Raw genomic sequence first — 25637 nt, 5'->3', positions numbered from 1 at the left:
TGAACCTTGCTTTCCTCATTTCAGCACAACCTTGGATATATTCCTTCATCAATTCAATGTTATAGTTACTTTTTTGCAATTAAATATTATAATCTTCTTATATCTATTTGTCAAGAGCTACTATACTGAAAGTTCTCCATAGTACGAATACCATGTAATACTCCATACCATTAACAACTAAAAAAGACTTGGTACACAAACATTTTATTCGTTCGTATCCAAGTCCTTTTCCTTTACCATCTGCACGGCACCTACTGGGCATATGGCATAACAGTCACCACAGTGAATGCACATGTCCTGATGGATGACATAGCGATCACCTTTGCGTGTAATAGCTTCTGCAGGGCAATCCATAGCACACCCTGCACAACAAACGCAGGTATCATTAATATAAAAGTACATAAGCAAGCCTCCTAGCCTTAGTATACTACGAGGCTCCCCACATGTCACTCTTCCACAATGCACTGACACATCTTCATAGTCAATAGTGCCGCTTCATGGGATTCTTGGGTCACCCCTGCGCAACACTTCGGATCCACATAAAGTGGGATTTCAGGCAAGCCTGCTTTTAGAATCAAAGCATTGGAAACCACGCAAATATCCGTACATAAACCAATCAAGGTTAAAGATTCGATAGGTTCCTCTTCGTGCATTCCTTTAAGATGAGCCAACAAATCTAAGGACCCAAAGTTAGGTTTATCTAGTACATCCACCCGTTGACCTCGTTCACGAGCCACTTCCAATAGATCATCAGCAATCTCCCAACCTTTAGTGCCACGGGCACAATGTTCCACTGGCAAATGTTTACCCTCTTGGCTTTCAAGGTAACTACTATCGTGTGTATCACGAGTGAACACCATAGGACCAGTAAAATTGCGGATTTTTTCACGTACCGCCGGTACAATAGCCTGCGCCTGCGGCGAACCTAATGTTCCATCAATAAAATCATGTTGCATATCTATCACAATCAATACGTTCATAGGGCATCTCCTTTGTTAGAAAGTAGGCAAGGAAATGATACATTCCCTTGCCTTACCTAATTGATAGTACTTAAACCTTTGACTACTTATGCTATTATCATTATCTCTTTACTACGTCAGCACAACGAGCACATAATGTTGGATGATCTGTATCTTGACCAACTGTGTCGCGGTGAATCCAGCAGCGTTCACATTTTTCTAAGGCAGATGGAGTTACCACGATGGATAAGGCTCCGTCTTCTACTGTTACTGCGTTGGCTGGTGCATTGTCACGGCCTTCTACTACATGCGCTTCAGACACGATCAACAAGCTAGCTAGGGAATCACCGAATCCAGTCAATGCTTGGTACGCATCGCCATCTGCATAGACAGTGATGGATGCATCCAAGGAGTGACCGATGGCTTTATCACGGCGAGCGCCTTCTAAAGCTCTTGTCATTTCACTACGAAGGTCTAACATCGTTGCCCAACGTGCAGACAATTCCCCGTCCACATGCTCTGCATGACCTTGTGGCCAATCGGCTAGCATCACGCTTTCTTCCATACCATCTTCTTTTGGCATGTATTGCCATACTTCTTCAGCTGTGAAAGAAAGAACTGGAGACACCATTTTAACCAATGTTGTCAAAATTTCATAGATAGCCGTTTGTGCACTACGACGAGCTACATTGTTTTCTTTCTCTGCGTACATCGTATCTTTCAATACGTCCAAGTAGAAGGAAGATAAATCTACGGTACAGAAGTTATGGATTGTGTGATACAAGATGTGGAATTCATAATTTTCGTAAGCATTCGTTACTTTTTGACGAACTTCTTCTAAACGATGCAATGCCCAACGATCTAACTCTGTTAACTCTTCATAAGCTACTTTATCAGTGTTAGGGTTAAAGTTATCTAAGTTACCTAACAAGAAACGGAATGTGTTACGGATTTTACGATATACTTCTGCCAATTGTTTCACGATGTCTTTGGACAAACGCACGTCTGCTTGGTAATCTGCAGAGGATACCCATAAACGCATTACGTCAGCGCCGTGTACATCGATGATATCAGAAGGAGCCACTGTATTGCCTACAGATTTAGACATTTTGCGACCTTCTCCATCCACTACGAAACCATGAGTCAATACGGCATTGTATGGTGCATGACCACGTGTAGCGATACCTGTTAACAAGGAAGAGTTGAACCAACCACGATGTTGGTCAGAACCTTCTAAGTACATAGCGCAAGGTACATCCATTTCATTTTGTTCCAATACGCCAGACCAAGAGCTACCACTGTCGAACCATACGTCCATGATATCGGTTTCTTTGTGGAAAGAATCGTGTCCGCAAGATGGGCATGTGAATCCTTCTGGCAATAATTCTTTCGCTTCATGAGCCCACCAAGCGTTGGAGCCTTCTTTGGCAAACCATTCTTGTAAAGAAGAGATAGTATCATCATTGATGATGTGCTCTCCGCAATGGTCGCAATAGTAGATAGGAATTGGCACACCCCACGCACGTTGACGAGAGATAACCCAGTCCCCACGGTCTGCAATCATGTTATAAATGCGGTCATGACCCCATTTAGGAATCCATTGTACTTGTTCGTCGATGGCTTTCAATGCTTCTTGACGATATCCATCCACGGAGGAGAACCATTGTTCTGTAGCACGATAGATAACAGGATTTTTACAACGCCAGCAATGAGCATATTGGTGACGGATATTGCCTTTTTGCACCAATGCACCATTGTGAGCCAAAATTTTGATCACTGGTACTTCTGCATCGTGGATTTCAACACCCGCTAGTGGTTGTTCTGTATCCCCATAACGAGGTTCGTCTACTTTGGCAATGTAACGACCTGTAGCGTCTACTAAAGATAAAATTTCAAAGTCGATTTTACCTGCATCTTTGTATGCTTTTACTACATTAAAGTCATCTTCACCATGAGCAGGCGCTGTATGTACGCAACCTGTACCAGCGTCTAAGGTAACGTGAGAACCCAACAAGATAGGAGCATTACGATCAGCAAATGGATGTTTAAAGTTCGCTAATTCTAATTCACTACCTTTAAACGTGTTCAATACTTCATAGGACTCTACGCCCATTTCTTTGGTAGCTGTTTCGATTAAGCCATTCGCAAGCAACCATGCTTCATCGCCGATTTTCACCCAAGAGTAATCTAATTCTGGGTTCACAGAGATCGCTTGGTTGGCAGGCATTGTCCAAGGAGTTGTTGTCCAGATGACGGAGAACAATTTGTTAGTGTCAAAACCTGCTGGCAATGTGCTGTCAGCACCGTTTACGTAAGCGAATTTAACATAAATGGAGAAAGATTTTTTCTCAGCATATTCAATTTCCGCTTCCGCCAAGGCAGTCTCACAATGCGTACACCAGTATACAGTTTTCAAACCTTTGTAGATGTAACCACGTTTCGCCATTTCACCGAACACGCCGATTTGTTTCACTTCGAACTCAGGGCGCAATGTTAAATAGGGACGATCCCATTCACCAAGCACACCGAAACGGATGAAATCTTTCTTTTGTTCTTCTACACAATTCAATGCGTATTCACGACATTGATTGCGAAGATCCAATGGACTCATTTCATGACGATTCAAGCCAGTGTTTTTGATAACTGCATGCTCGATAGGAAGGCCATGTGTATCCCAACCAGGAATGTATGGTGTGTAATGGCCTTGCATCGTTTTATATTTCATCACAATGTCTTTTAATGTTTTGTTCAAGGCATGACCAATGTGCAATTTACCATTCGCATAGGGAGGGCCATCGTGCAAAATAAAAGATTTTTTACCTTTATTTTTCGCTAAGCGTTTTTCATAAATTTTATTATCTTCCCAAAACTTGATAAATTCTGGTTCGCGCTTTGGCAAATTACCGCGCATAGGAAATTCTGTTTCAGGCAAGTGCAAGGTCTTACCATAATCCACTTCATTAGACATTGTATTTCTCCTCTCAATAAAAAAAGCACCCGCTCCCCGAAGGGACGAATGCAAATCCGTGGTACCACCCTACTGATGATTCTTGTGAAAGTTACCCCCAACGAATCATCGCTCAAACATATAACGGTGTCCACCGATGTGAGTACCCCCAGTACGGGCTCCCCAACATATACTCAAAAGTGATCCGCCATGCATTCACCCATGAGGCTTTCACCATCCCTCACTCGCTCGGAGCTACCTTGCATGACCGTCTTTATCAACGTATTAACATATATCGTTGTCAAATACAGATACAATTATATACTATCTGCAGAGTAGTTGCAATAGACCCAATCACATTCTATCCATGTTAGAAACGTATATCCTCTGACTGTGACACTATTATATAGTCAAACGGTCGTACTTCCTCATACATCATAAATGCTAGAACCATATGTATAAAAATCTACTCGGAATCCTACAAGAAACTATTAGAGGTATACCTAGATTAGGGGTATAATAAATCTCACCGATATGCTACCATAGATACATACATAGTTGGAATTTTATAGTAGGGTCACCTACACGTACATAGGAGTCAGTATGGAACTTTGGAAACGCACCTTATACGTTTGTTTATTCGGGGCCTTCATGGCATCGGTGGGGCTCAGTCAAGCAGCTCCCCTCATTCCCTTATATTTACAGGACCTAGGAGTCCACGATCAAGGATCTCTTGCCAATTGGTCTGGTATCGCCATGGGTGTCACCTATCTTATGGTGGCCCTCGTCTCACCTTTTTGGGGAAAACTAGCTGATAGAAAAGGAAGAAAATTAATTTTACTACGAGCTAGTTTTGGAATGATGGTCACCAATGCACTTCTTGGATTCGCACAAAGCCCTGAACATGTTGTGATGATCCGCATTCTAAATGGTATGGTATCTGGATTTTTTTCTGGATCCATTACGTTAGTCGCCACCCAAACTCCAGAGTCCAGAACTGGTTGGGCCTTAGGTCTATTATCCGCTGCCAACTTAGGAGGCTCCTTATTAGGACCTATGATTGGTGGTTATATGGGAAGTACCTTTGGTATTCGGTATGCTTTTTTTGTCGTATCCGCTTTACTAGGCATAGCTTTTTTATCTTCCTTATTATTCATAAAAGAAGACTTTACTCCTAAAGTAAAGGGCCCAGCTCCTTCTTTCAAAGACTTACAACAATCTATCTCCAATTGGAAAGGTCTTATCTTCGTATCTATCGCTTCTTTCATTTTTGCCTTCACTACTATGGCATCAGCCCCTATACTTTCTGTATTCGTGCAACATATTGTAGGCCGTGGCCACGAACACATCGCATTACTAGCTGGTTTAGCTTTCACCTCTACAGGAATTGCTCAAATGTTAGCTAGCTCTGTACTCGGTCGCTACATCGACAAATTAGGCCCTCAATTCATTCTTTGGACAAGTTTTATTTATGTAGGATGCCTGACAATTCCACAAGCCTTTACAGATTCTATTATCGTCTTATGTATCATTCGATTTTTACTAGGCTTTGGATTAGGCGGACTATTGCCAGGAATCAACACCTATATTGCGAGTATTACACCAAAACATTTAGCTGGACAAATTTTTGCTTACAACCAGTCCACTCTATTCTTCGGCTACTTTATGGGCGCTGTAGGTGGTTCAGCCATCGTATCTCAATGGGGCTTTAGTACCATGTTTATCGTGACAGGTATGATTATTGCATTAACAGGAGTCTTCTTGAAAGTAACATTAGGGCGCACTTCAACAGCCAGTCATTAGCATCATTCTTATAAACTACAATATAATTTTCCATCCTATATACTATGCATTACATATGCTTTATGATGATGCACATATGACAAAATACATAGAATATAAAAACAGAGGTCCTATCATCAAGGCCTCTGTTTTTTATCGTATTATATTGAAAACATTTTGAATCACTATCTACTATACTGACAGTGTAAACCTATAATGTATTAACCCCTGTTTCCAACGGGAACCCTTCATAAGTCACCCAATCGCTAGAACTGCCTACATACATAGCTGGTTCCACACCCACTTCTGCTAACGCAATCATTAAGTTTGCTGCTGTCACACCAGAACCACAATAGGCAACGATAGGTTTTTCCACCTTAGTTAAGTCACCATAAGCTGTTTGTAATTCTGCAATTGGACGTACACCATCAGCTGTAAATCCCCATTCATAGAAATGATTAATCGCTCCTGGTACATGTCCCGTCATGCCATCCATCGTATCCACTACCGATCCATCATACCGTTGTGGTGCCCGCGCATCGATGATGACATGACTGCCAGCTTGGCTAGCTTGTAACACTTCATCACGGCTCATCACTAAATGGTCTTGTAATGTATAGGCCAACGGTTTTGAATCTGCCACTGTTGGTGTCTCCTCTTGGGTCAACGGATACCCTTCCCGATGCCAGCGCTCAATACCACCGGCTAGGACTTTCACATCAGTGAAACCCATGTATAGTAGCAAGAATCGCAACCGACCGGCAAAGGAAATCCACGCATCATACACCACGATGTGAGAATCCATGGTCACACCGCATTCGCTCAAACGATTTGCTAAGACAGCCATGTCTGGCAAGGGATGACGACCACCGTGTACGCCTAAAGGACCACTCATGTGTGCATCCATATCGATGGCAAAGGATCCTGGAATGTGGGCTGCTGCATAGGCATCAAAGCCACGAGCATCGAGGACCACCACTCTATCTAATTGTTCATGTAATTCTTTCGGAGAAATTAAAACACTCATCATTACACCTCCTATATTAAAAGAATGCCATACACTCTCTATAATCTAGTGTAACATAGATTAGTTTCGATGTGTATGGCATTTCTATTCATACATGTATGCTATGACATACTATTAATTTTTATCGGTTTTCATTACTCTTCATAAGAAAGGTTAATACTCATATTACCCTTTAATAGCTTGAAACGCTTCTTTTGCAATTTGTAATGTGTATGCCAAATCTTGATCGCTATGGCACGTAGATAAGAAGTTGCTTTCATATTGGCTGGCTGCATAATAGATGCCACGTTCCAAGTTGTAGTGGAAGAATGTTTTAAACGCTTCCATATCACAAGCGCTGGCGTCATCGAAGTTATGCACTGCTTTATCTGTGAAGAAGAGAGTAAACATAGATCCTACTCGTTGTACTACTACAGGTACACCTACTTCTTTCGCTGCTGCTTCTAATCCTTGGCATAAGGCTTCTGTAGATTCCTCTACTTGACGGAATGCATTCGGATATTTTTGCAACATAGACAAGGTAGCAAGACCTGCCGCCATGGCTACCGGATTACCACTCAAGGTACCTGCTTGGTACACAGGACCGGATGGAGCGATGGAAGACATGATTTCTTTCTTGCCACCGAATACCGCCATTGGTAAGCCACCGCCTACGATTTTACCTAAGCATGTTAAGTCTGGAATGACATTGTAATATTTTTGTGCCCCTCCAGAACTGGAGCGGAATCCGCACATCACTTCATCAAAGATGAGGACTGCACCGTGCTCTGTCGTTACTTCACGCAAAGTCTCCAAGAATCCTTCCACAGGAGGTACACAGCCCATATTACCTGCTACTGGTTCCACGATGATGGCTGCAATACTTTCACCATGAGCCTCGAACAATTGGCGAACTGCATCAGAATCATTGTATGGCAATGTAATCGTATCCTCTGCCACACCAGTTGGCACGCCGGGACTATCTGGCACGCCAAAGGTAGCTAAGCCAGAACCAGCTTTCACTAACAAGCTATCACTATGACCATGGTAACAGCCGATAAACTTCACAATTTTGTCACGACCTGTATAGCCACGAGCCAAACGCAAGGCACTCATAGTAGATTCTGTACCAGAGTTCACCATGCGTACCATTTCCATAGATGGATAGAAAGCTTGAATTTTTTTCGCCACTTCTGTTTCAAGCAGTGTTGGTGCTCCATAACTAGTACCACGAGGGATGGCTTCCAAAATAGACGCCACGATTTCAGGATTCGCATGACCTAGAATCATAGGACCCCAAGACAATACGTAATCGATGTACTCATTGCCATCGATATCGTAAATGCGAGATCCGCTAGCAGAACTGATGAAAGGAGGATTGCCCCCTACACTGCGGTAGGAGCGAACAGGACTGTTCACACCACCTGGCATATATGTACGAGCCTCTGCGAAGGCTTGTTTTGATTTTTCTAAACTAAACATAATGGCTCCTATATTTCCACACTATTTTTCCTGTAGCCAACGTGCCACATCCAGGGCATGATAGGTAATAATCATCTTTGCTCCTGCTCGTTTCATGGATAGCAAGGTTTCCAAAGTAATGCGTTTTTCATCTACAAGACCTGCTGCCGCTGCTGTTTTAATCATGGCATATTCACCGCTGACATTGTAAACGGCTAAAGGACAATCGAAGTTATCCCGTACTTCGCGTACAATATCCAAATAGGATAGAGCTGGTTTAATCATAATGATGTCCGCCCCTTCGATGATATCTTGTTCCACTTCACGCAAGGCTTCTAAACGATTGGCCTCATCCATTTGGTATCCTTTACGGTCTCCAAATCCCGGTGCAGAATGGACCGCATCACGGAATGGTCCATAATAGGCGGATGCATACTTCGCCGCATAACTCATGATGGATACATGGCTAAATCCCGCTGCATCTAAGGCTTCACGAATCGCAGCAATACGTCCATCCATCATGTCAGATGGTGCCACCATGTGAGCACCCGCTTTCGCATGGCTCACTGCTACATTACACAATAATGGCAACGTAGCATCATTCATGACTTCATGATGTTCCACATGACCGCAATGGCCTGTAGATGTGTATTGGCAAAGGCATACGTCGGAAATCACGATCAACTCTGGCACTTCTTTACGGATCGCCATAATCGCTTGCTGTACCGGTTGTTCCATATCCCACGCAGAAGAACCATCTTCATCTTTGTAAGTAGGAATGCCGAAAATTTCAACTCCCTTAATACCTAAGTCATAGGCTTCTTTCGCCAATTTCACAGCTTCGTCCACGGATACATGATATTGTCCTGGTAAGGAAGAAATTTCTTCTTTCACCCCTGTGCCGGGAACAATAAATATAGGATAGATTAAATCATCTACTTGTAATGTTGTTTCACGAACCAACGCACGCATGGCTGGGTTGATGCGCAATCGTCTTGGTCGATTTCGTAATTCCATATTGTGCCTCTTTCTATTTGCAATCGTTCAAGATTAAATCCACCATCGCAGGGATTGTAAAGGTTTCACCAATTAAATCTGGTTGAATCCCTTCTTCCACACAGGTAGCGCCTGTAATCGGTCCAATGCAAACAACCTTCGCATTTCCTAATAAAGTCACTGCATCGGAGCCAAGCATATCCTTTGTATTCGTCACCGTAGAGGAACTTGTGAACGTAATATAATCTACTTCACCTGCTCGCAAGGCTTCTTCTAAATATTCTTTATGGGACGTATCTTGTACCGTTTCATACAAACGCAATACCGTCACATCGCATCCTGCCTGTGAAAGTCCTTTATAAATCACATCGCGTGCCACTTTTGGTTGTACTAGCACAAATCGCAAATCGCCTAGCGCTCGTTCTGGCCATACACGACTCTGTTCTACTGTAATGGTTTCCACCACAGATTCCGCTTGGTAATTCGGTGGCACGATGTCCGCACGAATGCCTCGATCTAATAAAGATTTTGCGGTAGCACTGCCGATAGCACATACTTTCATAGAACCTAACGCACGACTATCTAAGCCACGGTCTAATAAACCATCAAAGAAGAACCGCACCCCTTCGGCAGATGTAAAAATTAATCCATCGTAGGAAGATAAGCTATCATAAACCGCATCCATCTCCTCTGTACAAGGTAATGCCTGTGTTTTGATAGCAGATGCTTCGATGACATGGGCCCCCAATTCTAGTAATCGTTCAGATAAGGCGCTAGCTTTACTACGAGCTCGTGTGACCACGATAGTTTTACCAAATAATGGTTTATTATCAAACCAACGTAATTGCTCCCGCAAAGATACTACTTCCCCAACGATAACAATAGCTGGCGCTTTCAATTGCGCTTTTTCTACATCTTCTACGACATGCTCCAAGGTAGAGACCAACGTTTCTTGGATTGGTTTTGTTCCCCAACGGATGACTGCCACTGGAGTTTCCTTAGGACGACCATATTTGATTAAGTTAGTGGCAATGTTCGGCAAATTAGAAATACCCATCACAAAGGAAATCGTGTCCACAGATTTAGCTAAGCCTTCCCAGTTCATACCAGACTCTGGTTTTGTTGGATCTTCATGACCAGTGACGATGGCAAAGGATGTGGCCATCGCCCGTTGTGTCACAGGAATCCCAGCATAGGCTGGCGCAGAAATACCAGATGTAATACCTGGTACAAATTCAAATGGCACGCCCGCTTCCACCAAAGCCAACGCTTCTTCACCACCACGACCAAAGACTAGCGGGTCGCCCCCTTTAAGACGAGCCACCACTTTACCTTCTAAGCCACATTTTACGAGAAGTTCGTTGATTTCCCATTGATGCATCGTATGATTGTTGCTTTTTTTACCTGCATAAATGATCTCTGCTCCTTCTTTCGCATAGGACAAGAAATGAGCATCTGCTAAATAGTCATAAACAATAACATCTGCTTTTTCAATACATTCCTTACCTTTTAGAGTGATTAATTTATGATCACCCGGTCCGGCACCAATTAAATATACAATGCCTGTCATTTCAATACTCCTCTTTCTACTAAATCGTCAATGATGGCTTTGCCCCCTTCTTCATAGAGAGCTTTCGCCAAGTTACGACCTAACATATCTGCTTTTTCTTTTGGTCCTGACAATTCACCTTCAAAACAATTTTTTCCATCTAAAGAAGCAATGATAGCTTTCAACGTTAATTGTCCTTTATAAATCGTCCCATGTACACCCATCGGTACTTGGCAACCACCTTCGAGTTGACGAAGGAAACTACGTTCTCCACGAGTAGCCCACATAGTATTTTCATCGTGCAATACAGATAACATATCTAGCATTTCTGTATCATCCTTGCGACATTCAATGCCCAATGCCCCTTGACCTACAGCAGGAATCATTTCATCGCTAGTGAAAGTCTGTGTAACAACAGATTCCAGCCCCAATCGTTTTAACCCTGCCTCTGCTAATACAATGGCATCAAAGTTTTCTGTTTCTAATTTGTTTAATCGCGTTTGCACATTCCCACGAAGTACAGAAACCTGCAAATCAGGTCGTTGATTCAACAATTGTGCTTGACGGCGTAAACTACTAGTCCCTACCTTAGCACCTTGTGGCAGTTGATCTAGTGTTTTATATTTTGGTGATACCAAAGCATCACATGGTGTTTCACGCTCTGTAATAGCACCTAGTACCAAATCTTCTGGCAATTCTGTAGGCATATCTTTCAAGCTGTGTACAGCCAAATCGATGCTACCATCACGCATAGATGCTTCTAGCTCTTCTGTAAATAAACCTTTACCACCGATTTCAGCCAATGGTTTTTCTAAAATACGATCACCTTTCGTACTGTGATGGACTAACTCCACCTTGCACTGTGGGTAATGTTTGCGCAATGTATCTGCTACATAGTTGGCTTGCCATAAAGCAAGGGCACTACTACGGGTGCCTATACGAATTATGTCTCTCATAGTGTGTCGTCCTCCACTTCCAAAGCAAACATATCTTGGAATAACTTCCAATAATCTCGCTCTTCTTCTTTACCCGCTACTTCACCAAAATGAATCATTGGATCACGCAATAATTTACGTACCAACATGCGGGACATATTGCTAATAATCTTACGTTCTAGCTCTGTGGCATTAGGTAATTTTGCCATCGCGCGATGTACTTCACGTTTACGAATGGCTTCTGCTTTTTCACTAAGCAAGACCATAATAGGACGAACCGATAGATATTGTAATTTTTCTTCAATTTCTTGTAAGGCTTCTTCTAAGATAGGCTCTGCTTTTCGAGCTTCTTCTTCTCGTTGGTGTTTATTCGCTTCTACTACACTTTCTAAGGCATCAATGTTAAACAAATACACTCCGGGAATTTCTGTTACATCTGGGTTGATATCACGAGGAACAGCAATGTCGATCATGACAATTGGTTTACCACCACGGCCATCCATGATTTCTTCCGCTTCTTCCCATTCAATCACATAATGAGGAGCACCAGTAGATGTAATAATAATATCTGCTACTTTGGCTTCTTCTACAAAATTGTCAAAATCAACGGCTTTACCATTGAATTGCTTTGCCAATTCTTCTGCTGTTTTGAACGTCCGATTGGACACGAAAATACTCTTTACCCCTTTAGCTTGTAAATGACGAGCTGTGAGCTCACTCATTTGACCAGCTCCCAAAATGAGAACCTTTGCCTCACTGATAGGAATATCTAAACTATCTTCCGCTAAATTGACTGCTGTATAACTAACAGATACTGGCGTATTCGCAATCCCCGTCATCGTACGCACACGTTTCCCTACAGCAATGGCTTTTTGGAAAATAATATTAAATACAGATGCTGTTAATCCCTTACTATAGGAAGAAATATAGGCCATTTTTAATTGGCTCAAAATTTGACCTTCTCCTAACACAAGAGAATCTAAACTAGATGCTACTCTAAATAAATGAGAAATACATGCCTTCCCTTCATACAGGAAAAACCATTTCTCATCTACGTCTACCGTTTCTTCACCTTTCAGATGCAGTAGTAAACGTATCATATATTCTTTTACATTCTCCATGTCATTTAGGACGACATAGAGTTCTGTGCGGTTACACGTCGATAAAAGGACGCATTCCTCTACTTCTTCATGAGCATAGATGTGATCCATAGCATGATCGAGAGCTTCTTTGGAAAAAGAAAATTTCTCTCGTACATCTACAGGTGCACTTCTATGATTCAGACCTAATACGACTAATTGCATGTACAATATTCTCCTTCACTGAGTCTCCTTGACCCTCTAATATTTGTATAAACTCCGATTCTCCTAAATTTGTACGCCAGAACTGCTCTCGTTCTTTTGGCGTATTTAATATATGCTGTAATTCTTGTCTCCATAGACGAATCTGAGGTAACCACTCGGCTAATATGCCGTACCTGGTTTCTATATCCTGTCTAAGCAAGCGACTCACTCGTGGGCTCACTTGATTGGTAAATATAGAAATCTCTAAATCACCAATCTCCGTAGCACTGCCGAATACCCAAGTAGAATCATCTTTCACATCAGCCCGATTAATGAAAGCTTGTACTTCTTGAGCATCTTCCATGACTTGCGCATTCACAGCAGGAATATCCGTAGCAATAATGACAAACTGTTGCCCTACCATATATTCTGACCTATAAGGCTTCTCTATCCATTGTAATACACCTGCTTTATGGTATGTTACAATGTCAGGCAATACATCAGGACTGACTACTATAATAGATGCCTCTTCGTCTATTAACTTTTCAATTCTACGCAGCGCTACTTGCCCTCCGCCGACTACAAGACAAGGCCTGTCTTTAAGTGAAAGTCCAACTGTTATCATCCTACTATCCTTATATGTCTCTACAATGGCAAAAACGGCTTGAATACTCAAGCCGAAATTCACCTTATACTTCTGTTTCTGTCTCTACAGGTTTTGTTTCCTCTAAAGCAATGCCATCTAATAATTGTAGTTGCGCTGTTAAAATTGATTCTACTTTTGCACGGAACACGGCCATTTCATTCGCAATGGTAGCATATTTAGCTTCTGCTTCTCGCAACGCACGATTGGCATCTTCTAAAATCGTAGATCGTTGTTGTTCCGCATTCTGTAAAATTAAATCAGCCTCTTTACGAGCTGCCTCTTTTACATTTTCACCAGTCTCTTGAGCAAGCACCAATGTATTGCGCATAGTTTCTTCCGTTGATTCATATTGATTCAAACGTTTTTCCATTTGCTCTACTTTATCAGTCATTTCACGGTTTTCACGATACAAGATTTCATAAGCTTGTACCACTTCATTCAAAAACTCGTTTACTTCATCGCAATCAAAGCCACGAATACTTTTTCCAAACTCTTTATTATGAATATCCATTGGTGTTAACATAGGATCAGCCTCCTTACATAAATCGTTTTAGATGTACTCCAATACGCCCTTTTTTAGACGTGCCGGTAATACTTTCTATTTGCATACGACCTCTGCCACGAAGAGAAATAATATCTCCTTCTTTTACTTCTTGCGCTGGTCCTTTTGCAGGTTGCCAATTCACTTGTACTAATCCTGCCTTAATGGCCTCCACAACTTTTGTACGAGATGTACTAAAACCTGAAGAAGCTATAGAATCCAACCGCATAGACGCAACAGTAGTTCGCACTTCTTTTATTTTTTCTTCTTTCGGTTGTAATTCACTCAATTCCATCCGTGATACTGTAACCGTGACCATAGCAATTTTTGTAAAGTTTTGAATCACAAAATCTGCTATCGTTGCATCTACGATTACCTGCGCCCCACCACTAGTGACGATAATATCTCCAAAATGAGTGCGATCAATACCAAGTCCCATTAAGGAACCCAACACATCGCGATGTGTCAATAATCGGAATCGTGGATCCCAAGATACTTTCAACACCGCAATTTGTAAGTCTACTGTTCCTTGAAAGTGAGAGTCCACAAAGGCCACTCGAAGGCGTTCTGCCCCTTCGTAACCACCACTGGAAATGATATTAATACCACCAAAATTCGCTTTTACTGCATCTGCAATGACAAGGCCTGCAGGTGACATAAAATCTGTCACACGGTAAGGTCGGCCTGCTTGTACTTGCTCCGCTAGATCAATCATACGTCTAGCCTCTTCGCCATTACCAGATGCTTCAAAATATCGAATTAACTTTTCTTTATCTTTCACGTTGTTTTCCTATTTCATTTGACCGTTCATAACAAGCTAAGATGCCTTCCATAATGGAAGAACGCAACCCTTCTTTTTCCATGGCTGCAATACCTGCTATAGTCGTACCTCCGGGAGATGTCACTTGATCCCTAAGCACACTCGGATGAGCGCCTGTTTCTAAGGCAATCAAGCCAGAGCCATACATCGTCTGTACCGCCGCTTGCAACGCCAATGGCCTAGTGAGACCAATCCGAACACCTGCATTTGCCATAGCATCTAAAATGGTATACATATAGCCTGGACCTGCCCCTGCTAGAGCGCCAATACGGTCTAAATCAGCTTCTGAACATACCACGGCTTCACCTAAGGCTTCGAAAATGCGCAAAGCTTGTTCTCGCTCACCTGGTGTCACTTGTTCACTACTAGCAATCGCTGTAAAGCCAGCTTTTACCAAAATTGGAGTATTCGGCATAGCTCGTAACCAATGTACATGGGGTGCAAAGGATTGTAATGTATCCAATGTAATGCCTGCCGCAATGGAAATACATAATGTTCTCGCCTCGATTTGTGGTCCCACCTCTTCCATAAGAGACGGTAAGACTTGAGGTTTTACGCCAAATACAATGGTTCTGTACTCATCAAAAGCAGGTATGGCATCACAGTCCGTGAAGGCTGTGACACCTAATGTGCGCTCTAATTCTGCTGCTTGCTCACTGCGACGCACTAGTACATCTACTTCCTCAGGGCCCCAAACACCTTGTTCCAAAGCCCCCTGTAAAATAGCACCACCCATCGATCCTACACCAATTAGTAGTATTTTTTGCATGGCTACCTCCTAATGCTTAGGCTTGTGGTTCTTTCCAAGCTAATTTGTCAGATATTTCTGTGTACTCTTTATCTGTATAATCTACTGTTACATTCACTGGTACACAGATGAAAATATCTTTGCCAATTTTTTCTAATTTGCCATCTAATGCAAATGTAGCACCACTTACAAAGTCCACAATACGTGCTGCTTCATGAGGGTCTGTATTTTCAAAGTTAATCACTACTGGACGCATATCGCGCAATTGATTTGTAATATTTTCAGAATCATCGAATGCTTTTGGCTCTACGATGACTACTTTCATACCGCTAGAACGTTGTGCCACTGTATTATATCCTCCTGTTTTTGGTCGTGCTGCAGATGCTACTGGTCCATTGCCACCTGCTACTGGTGCTGTTACTACTGGTTGTTGAGACTCTTCTTCATACATCTCATTATCATATTCATCAAATTCATATTGATCATCTTGATTACTACCAAAAAAACTTTTTACAGAATTCCAGCTATCTTTCAGTGCCATCGTTAATTCCTCCATTACTCATTATAGTGGCGTTCTCCAAATATTGCTGTTCCTACACGAACAATATTTGCACCTTCTTCAATTGCTACTTCAAAATCATGGGTCATCCCCATGGATATATATTCAATCTGACCTTCATTAAAATGAAGTTTCATGTCTTCAAATAAAGCGTGAGCGACTCTAAATATAGGGCGAGCCTCTTCCGGATCATCAAAAAATGGTGCCATACACATAAGCCCTTTTACCCGTACATTGGGTAATGATTTGGCATATTCCCGTATGGTTGGAAACTCTTCCACATCCATCCCAGACTTGCTTTCTTCTCGTGCCACATTCACTTGTAGTAATACTTCTTGTATAAGTCCTTCTCTAGCAGCAATACGTTGGATTTCATCCAACAATTTCACGCTATGAACTGAATGAATTAAAGAAAATTTACCCACTGCATTACGCACTTTATTGTTTTGTAATTGTCCAATTAAATGCCATTGGAGTTCCGGTCCCTGGTAGAGTTCCATTTTTTCTTTTGCTTCTTGTACACGATTTTCGCCCACAGTTCTTACACCTAGGTGAGCTACTTCTTGTACAGCCTCTACAGGATGATTCTTCGTTACTGCTACAAGTGTAACGAAATCCCTTCTCCCCACTCGTGCCTTAGCCGCTTCTATACGTTCTTGCACGTTATGTAATGCTGTTGCAATCATATATGTCAGTCCTTTTTTCGTCGTTACATTTCACTCTGAAAGGTCTTCACAAAAAAAATAATACTTTATCTTTTTTATTATAAACGAAAGAATAAGAAAAGTACATAGAAAAAGCATGATTTCAAGCCTAGTTCTTAAGATTTTCTTATTCTTTGTCATAATTTTATTCTATTCTCGAACAATGCCTAAGAATGTATCTCTAAATTTCCGTACTACTCATGTTCTACACAAGGTCTTATGATATACAAAACTATTGAAACTCCATCATCTATTAACCTTGATTTTGTAATACTGCAAACATAGCCATTCGTCCCGTCTTGCCTGCATCCCCTCGGTATGAATAACATCCTTCTGTCATCATCGTGTCCGTAGCAGACAGAATCACTTGATCTATAGGCACACCTTTTTGTACGACACAAGCTGCAATATATCCTTTCAGATCTATATGTGGAGTAGGTGTCGCTTGTTTTAACCGTTGGAGATAACGCACGACTGCATTTACCTGTGAAAGTCCCAAATTACCCATATCCTGTCGAAATTGTTCAGCAATCTCTTCACTCACCTCAAAGGAGTCTTCTCCAATAGAGGGACCGATGAAGAGGTAACAATCGGATGGCAACGTTCCGTACGCATCGTGCATACTATCCATCGTACGCTCCACAATGTGAGCGATGGCACCACGCCAACCTGCATGAACTACCGCCACCGCATGATGTACCGCATCATAGATAAGCACAGGCACACAGTCTGCCACGAGCAACAAGAGTGGCACATTCACCAAATTCGTATGAATCGCATCACTGTCTGGGATACTGTCTTCCCAACTGAAAGCGCCTCGACCGATAAGCTCTTCCGTCACCCTCGTCACGCCTACCCCATGCACTTGCTCACCACAAGTCAAATGATTTGAATCCACACCTAACACCTGCGCTAATCGTTTGCGGTTCTCTGCCACCGCTTTCGGATCATCACCTACATGCAGACCCATGTTAAAACTATTAAAGTTACCTTCACTGACACCACCATATCGGTAGGTCACACCATGAGCGAGGGGAAAACCCTCTAACAGCGGACTGTATTCATAGGTAATACTGGTGGAGCTATCCTGAGAAAATGGTGCGTGTCGAAGAGAGGAGGAAGTTTGGAATGATTTAGTTGTGTTCATGTTGGGGCCTCCTGTGTTATTAGTTGAATAATGCATATTATGAATTTAGGTGTTATAATTCATAATGGATTAAATGGGAATTTACTTTATTAATTTCAGATGTAGATTACGGAAATAAACTTGATAAGTATCTTTTTAGGAATTAATAATCCTAATCTTAGTTATCTTTTCTCCATCATTTTCAAAAGTGATACCGCTTTTGGCATCTGATGCCCATATAAAAACTCCGTAGAACCAATCATTTCTGCTATTGATATGAGTAGGTCTGCCATATACCTTAAACACTGCTTCTAACGAATCACCTACTGCAATACCACGATGAGTCACAGCATCTCTATTCTCTATGGTTATCATATCAGCTCTATCTAAGTTTCCCAAAAGACTAGAATACTTGATTCCCCCATATCTCATAAATGTATTTGGACCAGTATATGAAAAAGGATCGTACATTCTTTCTTCTGTCGGTTCTCCCAATGCCTTTCGTATCTCACTATATTGAGCACCCACTGGTACTCCTGCAATGGTAAGGTCTTGTATATCCATACTTTGTCCTACTACTTGTCCGTGCCTAAAACTACTTGGATACTCAGACCGTTGTGGCAACCGAATCGCACTCGTAGATGTTCCACTCATTCCAGTAGAACCACTTTGTTTCCCCGCTTCATTCCATGATTTTTCAACCTTTTTCCACGTTTTAGACAACCAACTCGCTTCTACATGAGTTGGTGTGAAGATGGTGACACTGAATAGTGCTAAAAGAATAGATGTAGTTAGTTTTTTCATGTTCTCTCTCTTTCATTGTGAATCATATACTATTCTAACATTGTCATGTTTAATTATTAGTATATCATTTATATCGCTATACGTCCTACCTAAGCAATTAAACTTTTCACACATTCCACGATAGGTAAATCTGCTTCTAACCAATCTACATCATATAAGTTTTCTAAGTTTAACCAACGAGCTGCACTATGTTCTTGTAAATGAAATTCTCCTAATAACTCACATTGATAGGCATGCATAATAAGATGAAAGTTAGGATAGTCATACTCTACGGTTGTTAAAAAATCTCCTACTGTAATCTGCACATCTAATTCTTCTTGTATCTCACGAGATAAAGCTGCTTTATGATCTTCTCCAAACTCAATTTTACCTCCTGGAAATTCCCAACGTCCTTGTAAATCTCCATAACCTCTTTGTGTAGTTAATACTTGGTTATCTTTCAAAATAACTGCCGCTACTACTTCTATCGTTTTCATCCATATCTCCTTTAATGATTCACAAAATAATCGTACAAATCTTCACGTATCGGAGTTTCCAAATCATACATAATACGAACAGCTTTTTTCGTTGTACCTGGCATGGTAAATACTTCTGCTTCCCCTGTTGCATGTATATGACCTAAATAATAAAACTCTTTTGCCCCATCTTCATCATTCTTATTTTTTCGGATAAACAAATGCATAGTAATACCTTCTTTTTTTGCATGTAACGCTTTTTGTACCAAATTGTTACTAAGGTCCACACCACTTTTAGAAATAGCAATTAATTGTTGTGGAGATAATAATTTATCTTCATATCTAATAGTATCTGCAATATCTTCGCCCTTATCATAATTGATAAATACCGGATATGTTTTGGTAGCCTCATCATATTTATAACCACCAATATTTAATGGTACGATACTAGTTTCCCACTCCATTAACTGGCATACATCTTCATAGGTATATTTTTGATACAGCGTAAAAGAGGCTTCCTCATATCTTTGACTATAGTATTTTTGATTTCTTTGAAAGCCCACTTTCACATAGTCCTCGACCATATCACGGAACCCTTCATTTTCTAAAGCTTCACGGAATACCGCTGATATTTGCAATCCATCCACCACTTCATCGCACAACAGGGCATCCTTAAATCCAGCTTTGGAGGATCCTGTCTTAAACTGACCTGTAAATAAATTGATGATATTTCTTTCCGTATGAGTTGTACAAGGAATACCTAATCCTAGTAACTGTGTTCTCATATACATCAGTGGATTAACTTCACCTTTCAATAGGCCTTCCAATACATAGAGTTCATGCACTCGTTTGCCAAGTACCATATACTGGCCCATATACTCTAGTATTTTCGTTTCTACCGACGAAAACCTATGCGTGTAGTCTTTTTCATAGTCTACCAAAAACTTATAATATGTTTTTGCATTACTATTAAAGATTAATGAAATATCGATACTTCCATAGTTTTCAAAATCTATCAATTTAGGAATACGACCCCATTTATATTTTAAGTTTTTATAGGCTTGTCGAATATGTTTAATCTGTGTAAATTTAGCTGTATCAATAGATTTAAAAATACGTTCTTGAGCAATCGCATCAAAATGGATCGTAGATGCACCCGGAATCACTCGTGTACCTTCTTGCACATAATACCGTAAACTATCCTTGTTATGACTTACATCTCCGGACAGAGCTACAGGAATCATAAAGTTATTATTAAAGTTCCCAATAAAATCAAGAACGACCACGTAGTCTTTACTGTTATGACGACGCAGTCCCCGACCTAACTGTTGCACAAACACAATGGGACTCTCTGTACCACGAACCATAACAACTTGATTGACCTCTGGAATGTCGATACCTTCGTTAAAAATATCTACAGTCATAATATAATCTAACGCATCATTCGCATCCGGTCCTGATAATCGCTGAATAGCCTCTTCCCGAATTTCTTGCGAATCTGCACCACTTAAACTAATAGTTCTCATCCCTAGTTGATTAAAAGCCTTGGATAGCTCTTGTGCTTCTTCAATACTATGAAAGAATACTAACCCTTTTACTCGCTCTCCAGAATATCCATAAAAATTACATTGCTCTAGAATTAATCTAGCTCTTGTTTGGTAATCCCATTCATTGGCAAAAATGCTCTGTGCTTCATCACCCTCATAGGTTGTGATGCCATCAGATAATTGTCCGATACCAAAATAGTGAAATGGACATAGTAAATCTGCCTCTAATGCATGTTGTAATCGTATTTCATGAATAATATTATAATCAAATAGCTTATAAATATCGAAATCATCTGTACGCTCTGGACTAGCAGTCATAGCAAACCAAAACTTAGGCCTGAAATATTCCATAATTCTATGATAACTTTCAGATCCTGCTCGATGTGCCTCATCGATAACAATCACATCAAAATCTGTAGGGGAAAATCGTTCATAACAATCTGGCTTAGACATCATCTGCATGGTCGCAAATAAATAGGTTTCAGAAAAACCTTTTGCTGCACCCGATAACACACCATATGTTACAGAGTCGCCAATTACCCGTTGATACGATTCTATCGCCTGTCTCGCTACCTGTTCACGATGCACTAAAAATAGTACTCGCTTTGGTTTTACACTACTGACAGCAAAGGCTGATGCATAAGTTTTACCTGTTCCTGTGGCAGAAATCAACAATCCTTTATTAGCACCTGATTGATACAACTCTGTAAACCTTTCCATCACATAGGACTGCATGCTGTTCGGCTGTAATACTTTTGGGACTTGATTAGATTCATTTATATTTGTATCTACCACCGCTGGTAATTGTTTTTTAGTAGAATCATTATATTGCTCATATAACATTCTGTACGTATCAATATAGTCTACATAAGTCTTTGTCTCATCTGCTGCCCACAAGCTTTCAAACTCTTCTAAGACAGACATCACAAAAGATTCTTGCTTATGAGAACTATAATGCACATTCCACTCTTTATTTCTTGTCAATGCGTGGAGCGTCATATTAGAGCTGCCCACGATAATAGTAAACTCATCCTCTAAATGGAATCCATATCCTTTTGTATGAAAACCTACATCAGATCCTTGTGCATCAAATATGCGGAGCTCTATATTACTAAACTGACTTAACTTGTCTAGTATTTTAGGATCATTAAACATCAAGAAATTTGTTGTCAAAATACGACCTGGAATATTTTTTCCTTCCAACTCTTTTAACGTCATTAATAATGGACTTAATCCACCTGCTGTAATAAAGGCTACACTGATAAAAAAGGATTCACACCGTTTTAATTCGCTCTCTATAGCGGAAATTACCTTCCGCCCTTCTTCTGCATTATTCGATACAAACTCTGGTCCACTATATTGTAATGATTTCGTAAAATTTATCGCACTCATCTCTATCTCCTATATACATGTATATAAGATCACTGTACCAGCTCTTATACATAAGATCAATAGAAAAATAAAAAGAACACTACACATCCTATAGCAAACTTAAGTCTTCTCACAGTTTGTCAAGAAATGCATAGCGTTCTTTCTTATCTTATGGTGATTGTATCAACTTTAAAAAGTATCTTACCACCATTCATTAATATATGTATTTTGTCTTGGGTAAGCCCGATTCAATACTTCTAATATATCATCTGGTCCTTCTAATTTTTCTTCAAAAGCAAGTTCTGTAGCACTCATACGACCCATGAGAAGTAAGCTCAATGCACCTACAGAGAATACTAATTTAGCATTAATATCTACATGCTCTTTATGTTTTACTACTTGCGCCTTGCCTTCTTTATAAGACACTACATAGGTACCATGGTTCCACTCACATAATGGATCTTTCACACCGAACTGAATAGCCCCTTCTAATGCTACTGGTACAGGAATACTTTCCATAGCTAGTTTGACATCTACAATACGACTCATCATAAAAGGCATAGTACTGTGCCCTACTTTTCCATTAGGATGAAAGATATAGCCTTGATCCAGCATACCTTCATTCCACCGTACACTGTCACCTTGGGAGCGATGGTTGTACAAGAAGTTCATCAACGCTTTTTGCGCACGACGCGTAGTATACACAAATTCTGTCACAGCAATCTCAGGTTCCCCTAAGCGATAAAAACAATAACCCTCTAATTGTCCAGAATCATTTTTCACATACCCTACTTGCACGCCTTCTGCAAAAATAGATTCTAATAAGCGAACCCATTCTTTTTCTTTACGCACAGCATAGCCAGATAATGGTTTGGTATATATCTCATATACTCCTGCTAAACGTTTCCACTCCCGTGGAGACCGTAACATACCAAAGGACATCGTTTTATCTGTAGTTTCTACTAGTGGGGCCAAATCATCTAGCTTCATAGTTTGTACCCATTGATGGGCATATAAATCCCATCCATATTTTTGGTAAAACCCAGCATACGATGGCATTAAAATAGTGACTCCTTGTCCACGTTGTTTTAATTCTCCTAATGCTGATTTCAGTAATTTTTTGCCTACCCCACTACGACGTACAATAGGGTCTGTGGCAACTCCCACCATGTAAGACATAGGCAGGTCCACACCACGAACACGTATAATATTTTGTCGTAAATGGACGGTACTCACCAAATAACTACGATCGATACCAACCATCGTATTTTCTGGTTCATAAGCAGTATCAAAATAATAGTTAAAAAATGGATGACCTTCTGGCTCAAAACAATAGGCCCACAAACGCTTTACATCTTTTGTGTCCGTATCTTTTGCTATTCTAAATTTCAAAATAATCCCTCTTCCATCGTTATGGTACATTGAAAATAGTTCGAATACTTTATATTAGTATTATATAAAAAAATAAGGGTCTACTGCTAGACCCTTTATGCACTTCTTTTCTGAAAGTTTACTATATATACAGCAATACTCCATCTATAAACAATTTCGCTCCATATCCGAATAAAATCAATCCACAGATACGGTTGATCCATACGAGTTGCGAAATTTTGATACGCTTTGCTAATTTGTGAATAATAGTCGATAATGCTCCAAACCAAGCAAAAGCAGACACGATGTATCCCAGTAAGAAATAGATGGATGACTCCTCAGGAATGCTGGCTTTCACAGCACCGAACATCATCGTCACATCGATAAGTGCCTGAGGGTTCAGCCATGCCACCGCAAAGGCAGTAGTCACAATATTCCAAATTGTCACATTCGTATCCACATGAGATACATTCGGCTCTGAATTAAACACGGTATAGCCCATGTAAAAGATAACCGCTCCTCCCAAAAGAAGTACGATGCCTTTCAAAAAAGGCCATATATCAAAGATAGCACCAATGCCATAAAACGCCGATACACTTAAGGTAAGATCGAAAAATGCCACGATTAGAATGGTAATAATAATACGTGATGCCTTTTGTACCAGTGCTGTATTAATGATAAATAGATTCTGCATCCCTATGGGCGCCAACACAGCAAACCCAATCAGTAAGCCTTCCCAAAAATAGGTCATATTGGCTCCTTTCATTCTCTACATCAATCCCATTACTATCTAGTCATTATATACCTTGACGTGGGTCTTGCACAGTATCAGCAAGCGAACGCAAGGCCACATCGCAAAAACAAACGATTCCTTGGTCAGAAAGAAAATAAAACTCCTAGGAACTTATCATATGTCCCTAGGAATTATATACTATTCGCTACACGTTATCCTCACAGGCGCCTTGTTTGATACAACGAGCATCATATTTTTCAGCAAAATGATCTGGGTTGTAAGATTCTTTTGCCATGCGAAGCCCTGGTAATCCCATATCTTCTTCACGGTTGATAAACTGTGTATCTACGAACTCATGACGAATAAATTCATTATTGATGGCTTGATATAAACCACGGATGGTTGGATTTGCTTTCTCAATATGAATCAGCGCCATATGTTCATTCAACATTTCTCCAATGGTGAAAGCCTCTACTCGTCCGAACAATTTAATACAACCACCTACAAGACCCAATGCATCCCAATGGTCAAACAGTAAATTAATAGCTGTTAGCTCATCTTCAATGCCTTCTTCATGATGTGTTTCCACCCATTGCTCTGCCGCTTCACGACATAAAGGAATTGTATTCTCATCAATTGGCATATATTCATAATTAGAATATTGCATACGGAATTGATTTAAATGGTTCTTCTTTTGACGTAACTTTTTACCTGCTAAGGTAATCATATCTTCTGTACGATAGATATATTCAAAGTTATCACGATCAGGTGTAAATTCATAACAATCTGGACACAACTTTTGCATCCGTTCCATCATAATTGGATTAACACCTTTTAATAAAAATGGAATTTGGTTCTCTTTGAACCACTCTTTCGCCATTTGTAATCCATCTACAAACTTGGCATCTTTTCCAGCAAACGGTGGTAACATAAATGGAGATTCTGTCACTCCACCACCTTTAATAAATAACACACCTTCTTCTTCTGCCCAAGTAATGCCATAAATATCTTGCCACATAAACAATGTAGTAAAACTATTATCTGACGCTTCATAATGATGCTCTCCAAAGTACGCATCAATACGGGGCTTATCTTCTAAGGTAAAACGCTTAAAGTCTAAAATAGGACTCGCCTCCTAATACTCTGATTTTATGATATAACATTATTATTATATGCTATTCATCGATAAAATTCAATGCAGAAAAAGCGCCATTGTAGAATTGGTCTTTCTTGCCCCCTTATTTGACAAAATTCCACAAACGACAGAAGAGCACGACATATTCCGGAGCAAACC

General features: G+C 40.6%; 23 protein-coding genes. 1 reads left to right on the top strand and 22 read right to left on the bottom strand.

Going from position 1 to position 25637, the window contains the following annotated elements:
• Positions 1-204: 204 nt before the first annotated feature.
• The 3 genes from HMPREF3032_RS00130 to ileS all read right to left on the bottom strand — a co-directional run bounded on the left by HMPREF3032_RS00130 (position 205) and on the right by ileS (position 3915).
• Complete coding sequence (locus HMPREF3032_RS00130) at positions 205-402, bottom strand: DUF362 domain-containing protein (protein WP_062400936.1); 198 nt, start codon at positions 400-402, stop codon at positions 205-207.
• Positions 403-446: 44 nt separating this feature from the next.
• Complete coding sequence (locus HMPREF3032_RS00125) at positions 447-980, bottom strand: cysteine hydrolase family protein (RefSeq protein WP_062400934.1); 534 nt, start codon at positions 978-980, stop codon at positions 447-449.
• A gap of 100 nt (positions 981-1080) precedes the next feature.
• Positions 1081-3915, bottom strand: coding sequence for an isoleucine--tRNA ligase (ileS, locus tag HMPREF3032_RS00120; RefSeq protein WP_062400944.1), 2835 nt, complete (start codon positions 3913-3915; stop codon positions 1081-1083).
• A gap of 594 nt (positions 3916-4509) precedes the next feature.
• On the opposite strand from ileS, the gene HMPREF3032_RS00115 reads away from it, so the two are divergent.
• A complete protein-coding gene (locus HMPREF3032_RS00115) occupies positions 4510-5709 on the top strand; it encodes an MFS transporter (RefSeq protein WP_062400932.1) in 1200 nt (399 codons plus the stop codon).
• Positions 5710-5899: 190 nt separating this feature from the next.
• Here the strand turns inward: HMPREF3032_RS00115 and HMPREF3032_RS00110 are convergent, their stop codons facing one another.
• From HMPREF3032_RS00110 to HMPREF3032_RS00025, 19 genes are all read right to left on the bottom strand, one after another.
• Entirely contained in the window at positions 5900-6715 is an 816-nt protein-coding gene (locus tag HMPREF3032_RS00110) for a sulfurtransferase (RefSeq protein ID WP_062400931.1), read from the bottom strand.
• A gap of 165 nt (positions 6716-6880) precedes the next feature.
• On the bottom strand, positions 6881-8176 hold the full coding sequence (gene hemL, locus HMPREF3032_RS00105; RefSeq protein WP_062400929.1) for a glutamate-1-semialdehyde 2,1-aminomutase: 1296 nt from the start codon (positions 8174-8176) through the stop codon (positions 6881-6883).
• Between the two features lie 21 nt (positions 8177-8197).
• A complete protein-coding gene (gene hemB / locus HMPREF3032_RS00100) occupies positions 8198-9172 on the bottom strand; it encodes a porphobilinogen synthase (protein ID WP_062400928.1) in 975 nt (324 codons plus the stop codon).
• Between the two features lie 13 nt (positions 9173-9185).
• A complete protein-coding gene (gene cobA, locus HMPREF3032_RS00095) occupies positions 9186-10721 on the bottom strand; it encodes a uroporphyrinogen-III C-methyltransferase (RefSeq protein ID WP_062400926.1) in 1536 nt (511 codons plus the stop codon).
• Entirely contained in the window at positions 10718-11656 is a 939-nt protein-coding gene (hemC, locus tag HMPREF3032_RS00090; protein ID WP_062400924.1) for a hydroxymethylbilane synthase, read from the bottom strand. The genes cobA and hemC overlap by 4 nt, the downstream gene beginning before the upstream one ends.
• Positions 11653-12939 carry a glutamyl-tRNA reductase gene (hemA, locus tag HMPREF3032_RS00085; RefSeq protein WP_062400922.1) on the bottom strand — a complete coding sequence of 429 codons (1287 nt, stop codon included), beginning with the start codon at positions 12937-12939 and terminating at the stop codon, positions 11653-11655. The genes hemC and hemA overlap by 4 nt, the downstream gene beginning before the upstream one ends.
• The gene (locus HMPREF3032_RS07470; RefSeq protein WP_082717758.1) at positions 12908-13543 is read right to left on the bottom strand and encodes a precorrin-2 dehydrogenase/sirohydrochlorin ferrochelatase family protein; all 636 of its coding nucleotides are present in this window, start codon (positions 13541-13543) and stop codon (positions 12908-12910) included. Before HMPREF3032_RS07470 ends, hemA begins: the two co-directional genes overlap by 32 nt.
• 64 nt (positions 13544-13607) lie before the next feature.
• Positions 13608-14087, bottom strand: coding sequence for a DivIVA domain-containing protein (locus tag HMPREF3032_RS00080; protein ID WP_009353901.1), 480 nt, complete (start codon positions 14085-14087; stop codon positions 13608-13610).
• A gap of 13 nt (positions 14088-14100) precedes the next feature.
• Entirely contained in the window at positions 14101-14886 is a 786-nt protein-coding gene (locus tag HMPREF3032_RS00075) for a YlmH family RNA-binding protein (RefSeq protein WP_062400920.1), read from the bottom strand.
• Positions 14876-15694: a pyrroline-5-carboxylate reductase gene (gene proC, locus HMPREF3032_RS00070; protein WP_062400918.1), complete on the bottom strand. Its 819-nt coding sequence runs from the start codon at positions 15692-15694 to the stop codon at positions 14876-14878. The genes HMPREF3032_RS00075 and proC overlap by 11 nt, the downstream gene beginning before the upstream one ends.
• Before the next feature lie 16 nt (positions 15695-15710).
• A complete protein-coding gene (locus HMPREF3032_RS00065; protein WP_009353917.1) occupies positions 15711-16214 on the bottom strand; it encodes a cell division protein SepF in 504 nt (167 codons plus the stop codon).
• Between the two features lie 14 nt (positions 16215-16228).
• Positions 16229-16918 (bottom strand): YggS family pyridoxal phosphate-dependent enzyme, encoded by a 690-nt coding sequence (locus tag HMPREF3032_RS00060; RefSeq protein WP_062400916.1) that lies wholly within the window; start codon positions 16916-16918, stop codon positions 16229-16231.
• 271 nt (positions 16919-17189) lie between these two features.
• On the bottom strand, positions 17190-18083 hold the full coding sequence (gene pgeF / locus HMPREF3032_RS00055; protein WP_062400914.1) for a peptidoglycan editing factor PgeF: 894 nt from the start codon (positions 18081-18083) through the stop codon (positions 17190-17192).
• Positions 18084-18218: 135 nt separating this feature from the next.
• The gene (locus HMPREF3032_RS00050) at positions 18219-18866 is read right to left on the bottom strand and encodes a hypothetical protein (protein WP_062400912.1); all 648 of its coding nucleotides are present in this window, start codon (positions 18864-18866) and stop codon (positions 18219-18221) included.
• Between the two features lie 89 nt (positions 18867-18955).
• Positions 18956-19342, bottom strand: a complete 387-nt coding sequence (locus HMPREF3032_RS00045) for a (deoxy)nucleoside triphosphate pyrophosphohydrolase (RefSeq protein WP_062400910.1) — start codon at positions 19340-19342, stop codon at positions 18956-18958.
• Between the two features lie 11 nt (positions 19343-19353).
• Positions 19354-22260, bottom strand: coding sequence for a DEAD/DEAH box helicase (locus HMPREF3032_RS00040; protein WP_062400908.1), 2907 nt, complete (start codon positions 22258-22260; stop codon positions 19354-19356).
• 180 nt (positions 22261-22440) lie between these two features.
• Entirely contained in the window at positions 22441-23631 is a 1191-nt protein-coding gene (eis, locus tag HMPREF3032_RS00035; RefSeq protein ID WP_062400906.1) for a GNAT family N-acetyltransferase, read from the bottom strand.
• Positions 23632-23752: 121 nt separating this feature from the next.
• On the bottom strand, positions 23753-24361 hold the full coding sequence (locus tag HMPREF3032_RS00030; protein WP_009353766.1) for a LysE/ArgO family amino acid transporter: 609 nt from the start codon (positions 24359-24361) through the stop codon (positions 23753-23755).
• Between the two features lie 187 nt (positions 24362-24548).
• Positions 24549-25466, bottom strand: a complete 918-nt coding sequence (locus HMPREF3032_RS00025) for a DUF2156 domain-containing protein (RefSeq protein WP_052847073.1) — start codon at positions 25464-25466, stop codon at positions 24549-24551.
• Positions 25467-25637: the final 171 nt, after the last annotated feature.

It is taken from the genome of Veillonella sp. DNF00869, from assembly GCF_001553345.1.
Taxonomy (GTDB): Bacteria; Bacillota; Negativicutes; order Veillonellales; family Veillonellaceae; genus F0422.
This window is presented reverse-complemented; position numbering and strand designations above follow the sequence as displayed.

Bases quoted from the DNA above. Each gene is read 5' to 3' on its own strand.
- hemL (WP_062400929.1), bottom strand. From the start codon at position 8,176: ATGTTTAGTTTAGAAAAATCAAAACAAGCCTTCGCAGAGGCTCGTACA.
- proC (WP_062400918.1), bottom strand. From the start codon at position 15,694: ATGCAAAAAATACTACTAATTGGTGTAGGATCGATGGGTGGTGCTATT.
- HMPREF3032_RS00030 (WP_009353766.1), bottom strand. From the start codon at position 24,361: ATGACCTATTTTTGGGAAGGCTTACTGATTGGGTTTGCTGTGTTGGCG.
- HMPREF3032_RS00110 (WP_062400931.1), bottom strand. From the start codon at position 6,715: ATGAGTGTTTTAATTTCTCCGAAAGAATTACATGAACAATTAGATAGA.
- HMPREF3032_RS00130 (WP_062400936.1), bottom strand. From the start codon at position 402: ATGTACTTTTATATTAATGATACCTGCGTTTGTTGTGCAGGGTGTGCT.
- HMPREF3032_RS00050 (WP_062400912.1), bottom strand. From the start codon at position 18,866: ATGAAAAAACTAACTACATCTATTCTTTTAGCACTATTCAGTGTCACC.
- HMPREF3032_RS00065 (WP_009353917.1), bottom strand. From the start codon at position 16,214: ATGGCACTGAAAGATAGCTGGAATTCTGTAAAAAGTTTTTTTGGTAGT.
- HMPREF3032_RS00115 (WP_062400932.1), top strand. From the start codon at position 4,510: ATGGAACTTTGGAAACGCACCTTATACGTTTGTTTATTCGGGGCCTTC.
- pgeF (WP_062400914.1), bottom strand. From the start codon at position 18,083: ATGAACACAACTAAATCATTCCAAACTTCCTCCTCTCTTCGACACGCA.
- HMPREF3032_RS00125 (WP_062400934.1), bottom strand. From the start codon at position 980: ATGAACGTATTGATTGTGATAGATATGCAACATGATTTTATTGATGGA.
- HMPREF3032_RS00040 (WP_062400908.1), bottom strand. From the start codon at position 22,260: ATGAGTGCGATAAATTTTACGAAATCATTACAATATAGTGGACCAGAG.
- HMPREF3032_RS07470 (WP_082717758.1), bottom strand. From the start codon at position 13,543: ATGATAACAGTTGGACTTTCACTTAAAGACAGGCCTTGTCTTGTAGTC.
- hemA (WP_062400922.1), bottom strand. From the start codon at position 12,939: ATGCAATTAGTCGTATTAGGTCTGAATCATAGAAGTGCACCTGTAGAT.
- HMPREF3032_RS00060 (WP_062400916.1), bottom strand. From the start codon at position 16,918: ATGATTGCAACAGCATTACATAACGTGCAAGAACGTATAGAAGCGGCT.
- HMPREF3032_RS00045 (WP_062400910.1), bottom strand. From the start codon at position 19,342: ATGAAAACGATAGAAGTAGTAGCGGCAGTTATTTTGAAAGATAACCAA.
- hemB (WP_062400928.1), bottom strand. From the start codon at position 9,172: ATGGAATTACGAAATCGACCAAGACGATTGCGCATCAACCCAGCCATG.
- HMPREF3032_RS00080 (WP_009353901.1), bottom strand. From the start codon at position 14,087: ATGTTAACACCAATGGATATTCATAATAAAGAGTTTGGAAAAAGTATT.
- cobA (WP_062400926.1), bottom strand. From the start codon at position 10,721: ATGACAGGCATTGTATATTTAATTGGTGCCGGACCGGGTGATCATAAA.
- hemC (WP_062400924.1), bottom strand. From the start codon at position 11,656: ATGAGAGACATAATTCGTATAGGCACCCGTAGTAGTGCCCTTGCTTTA.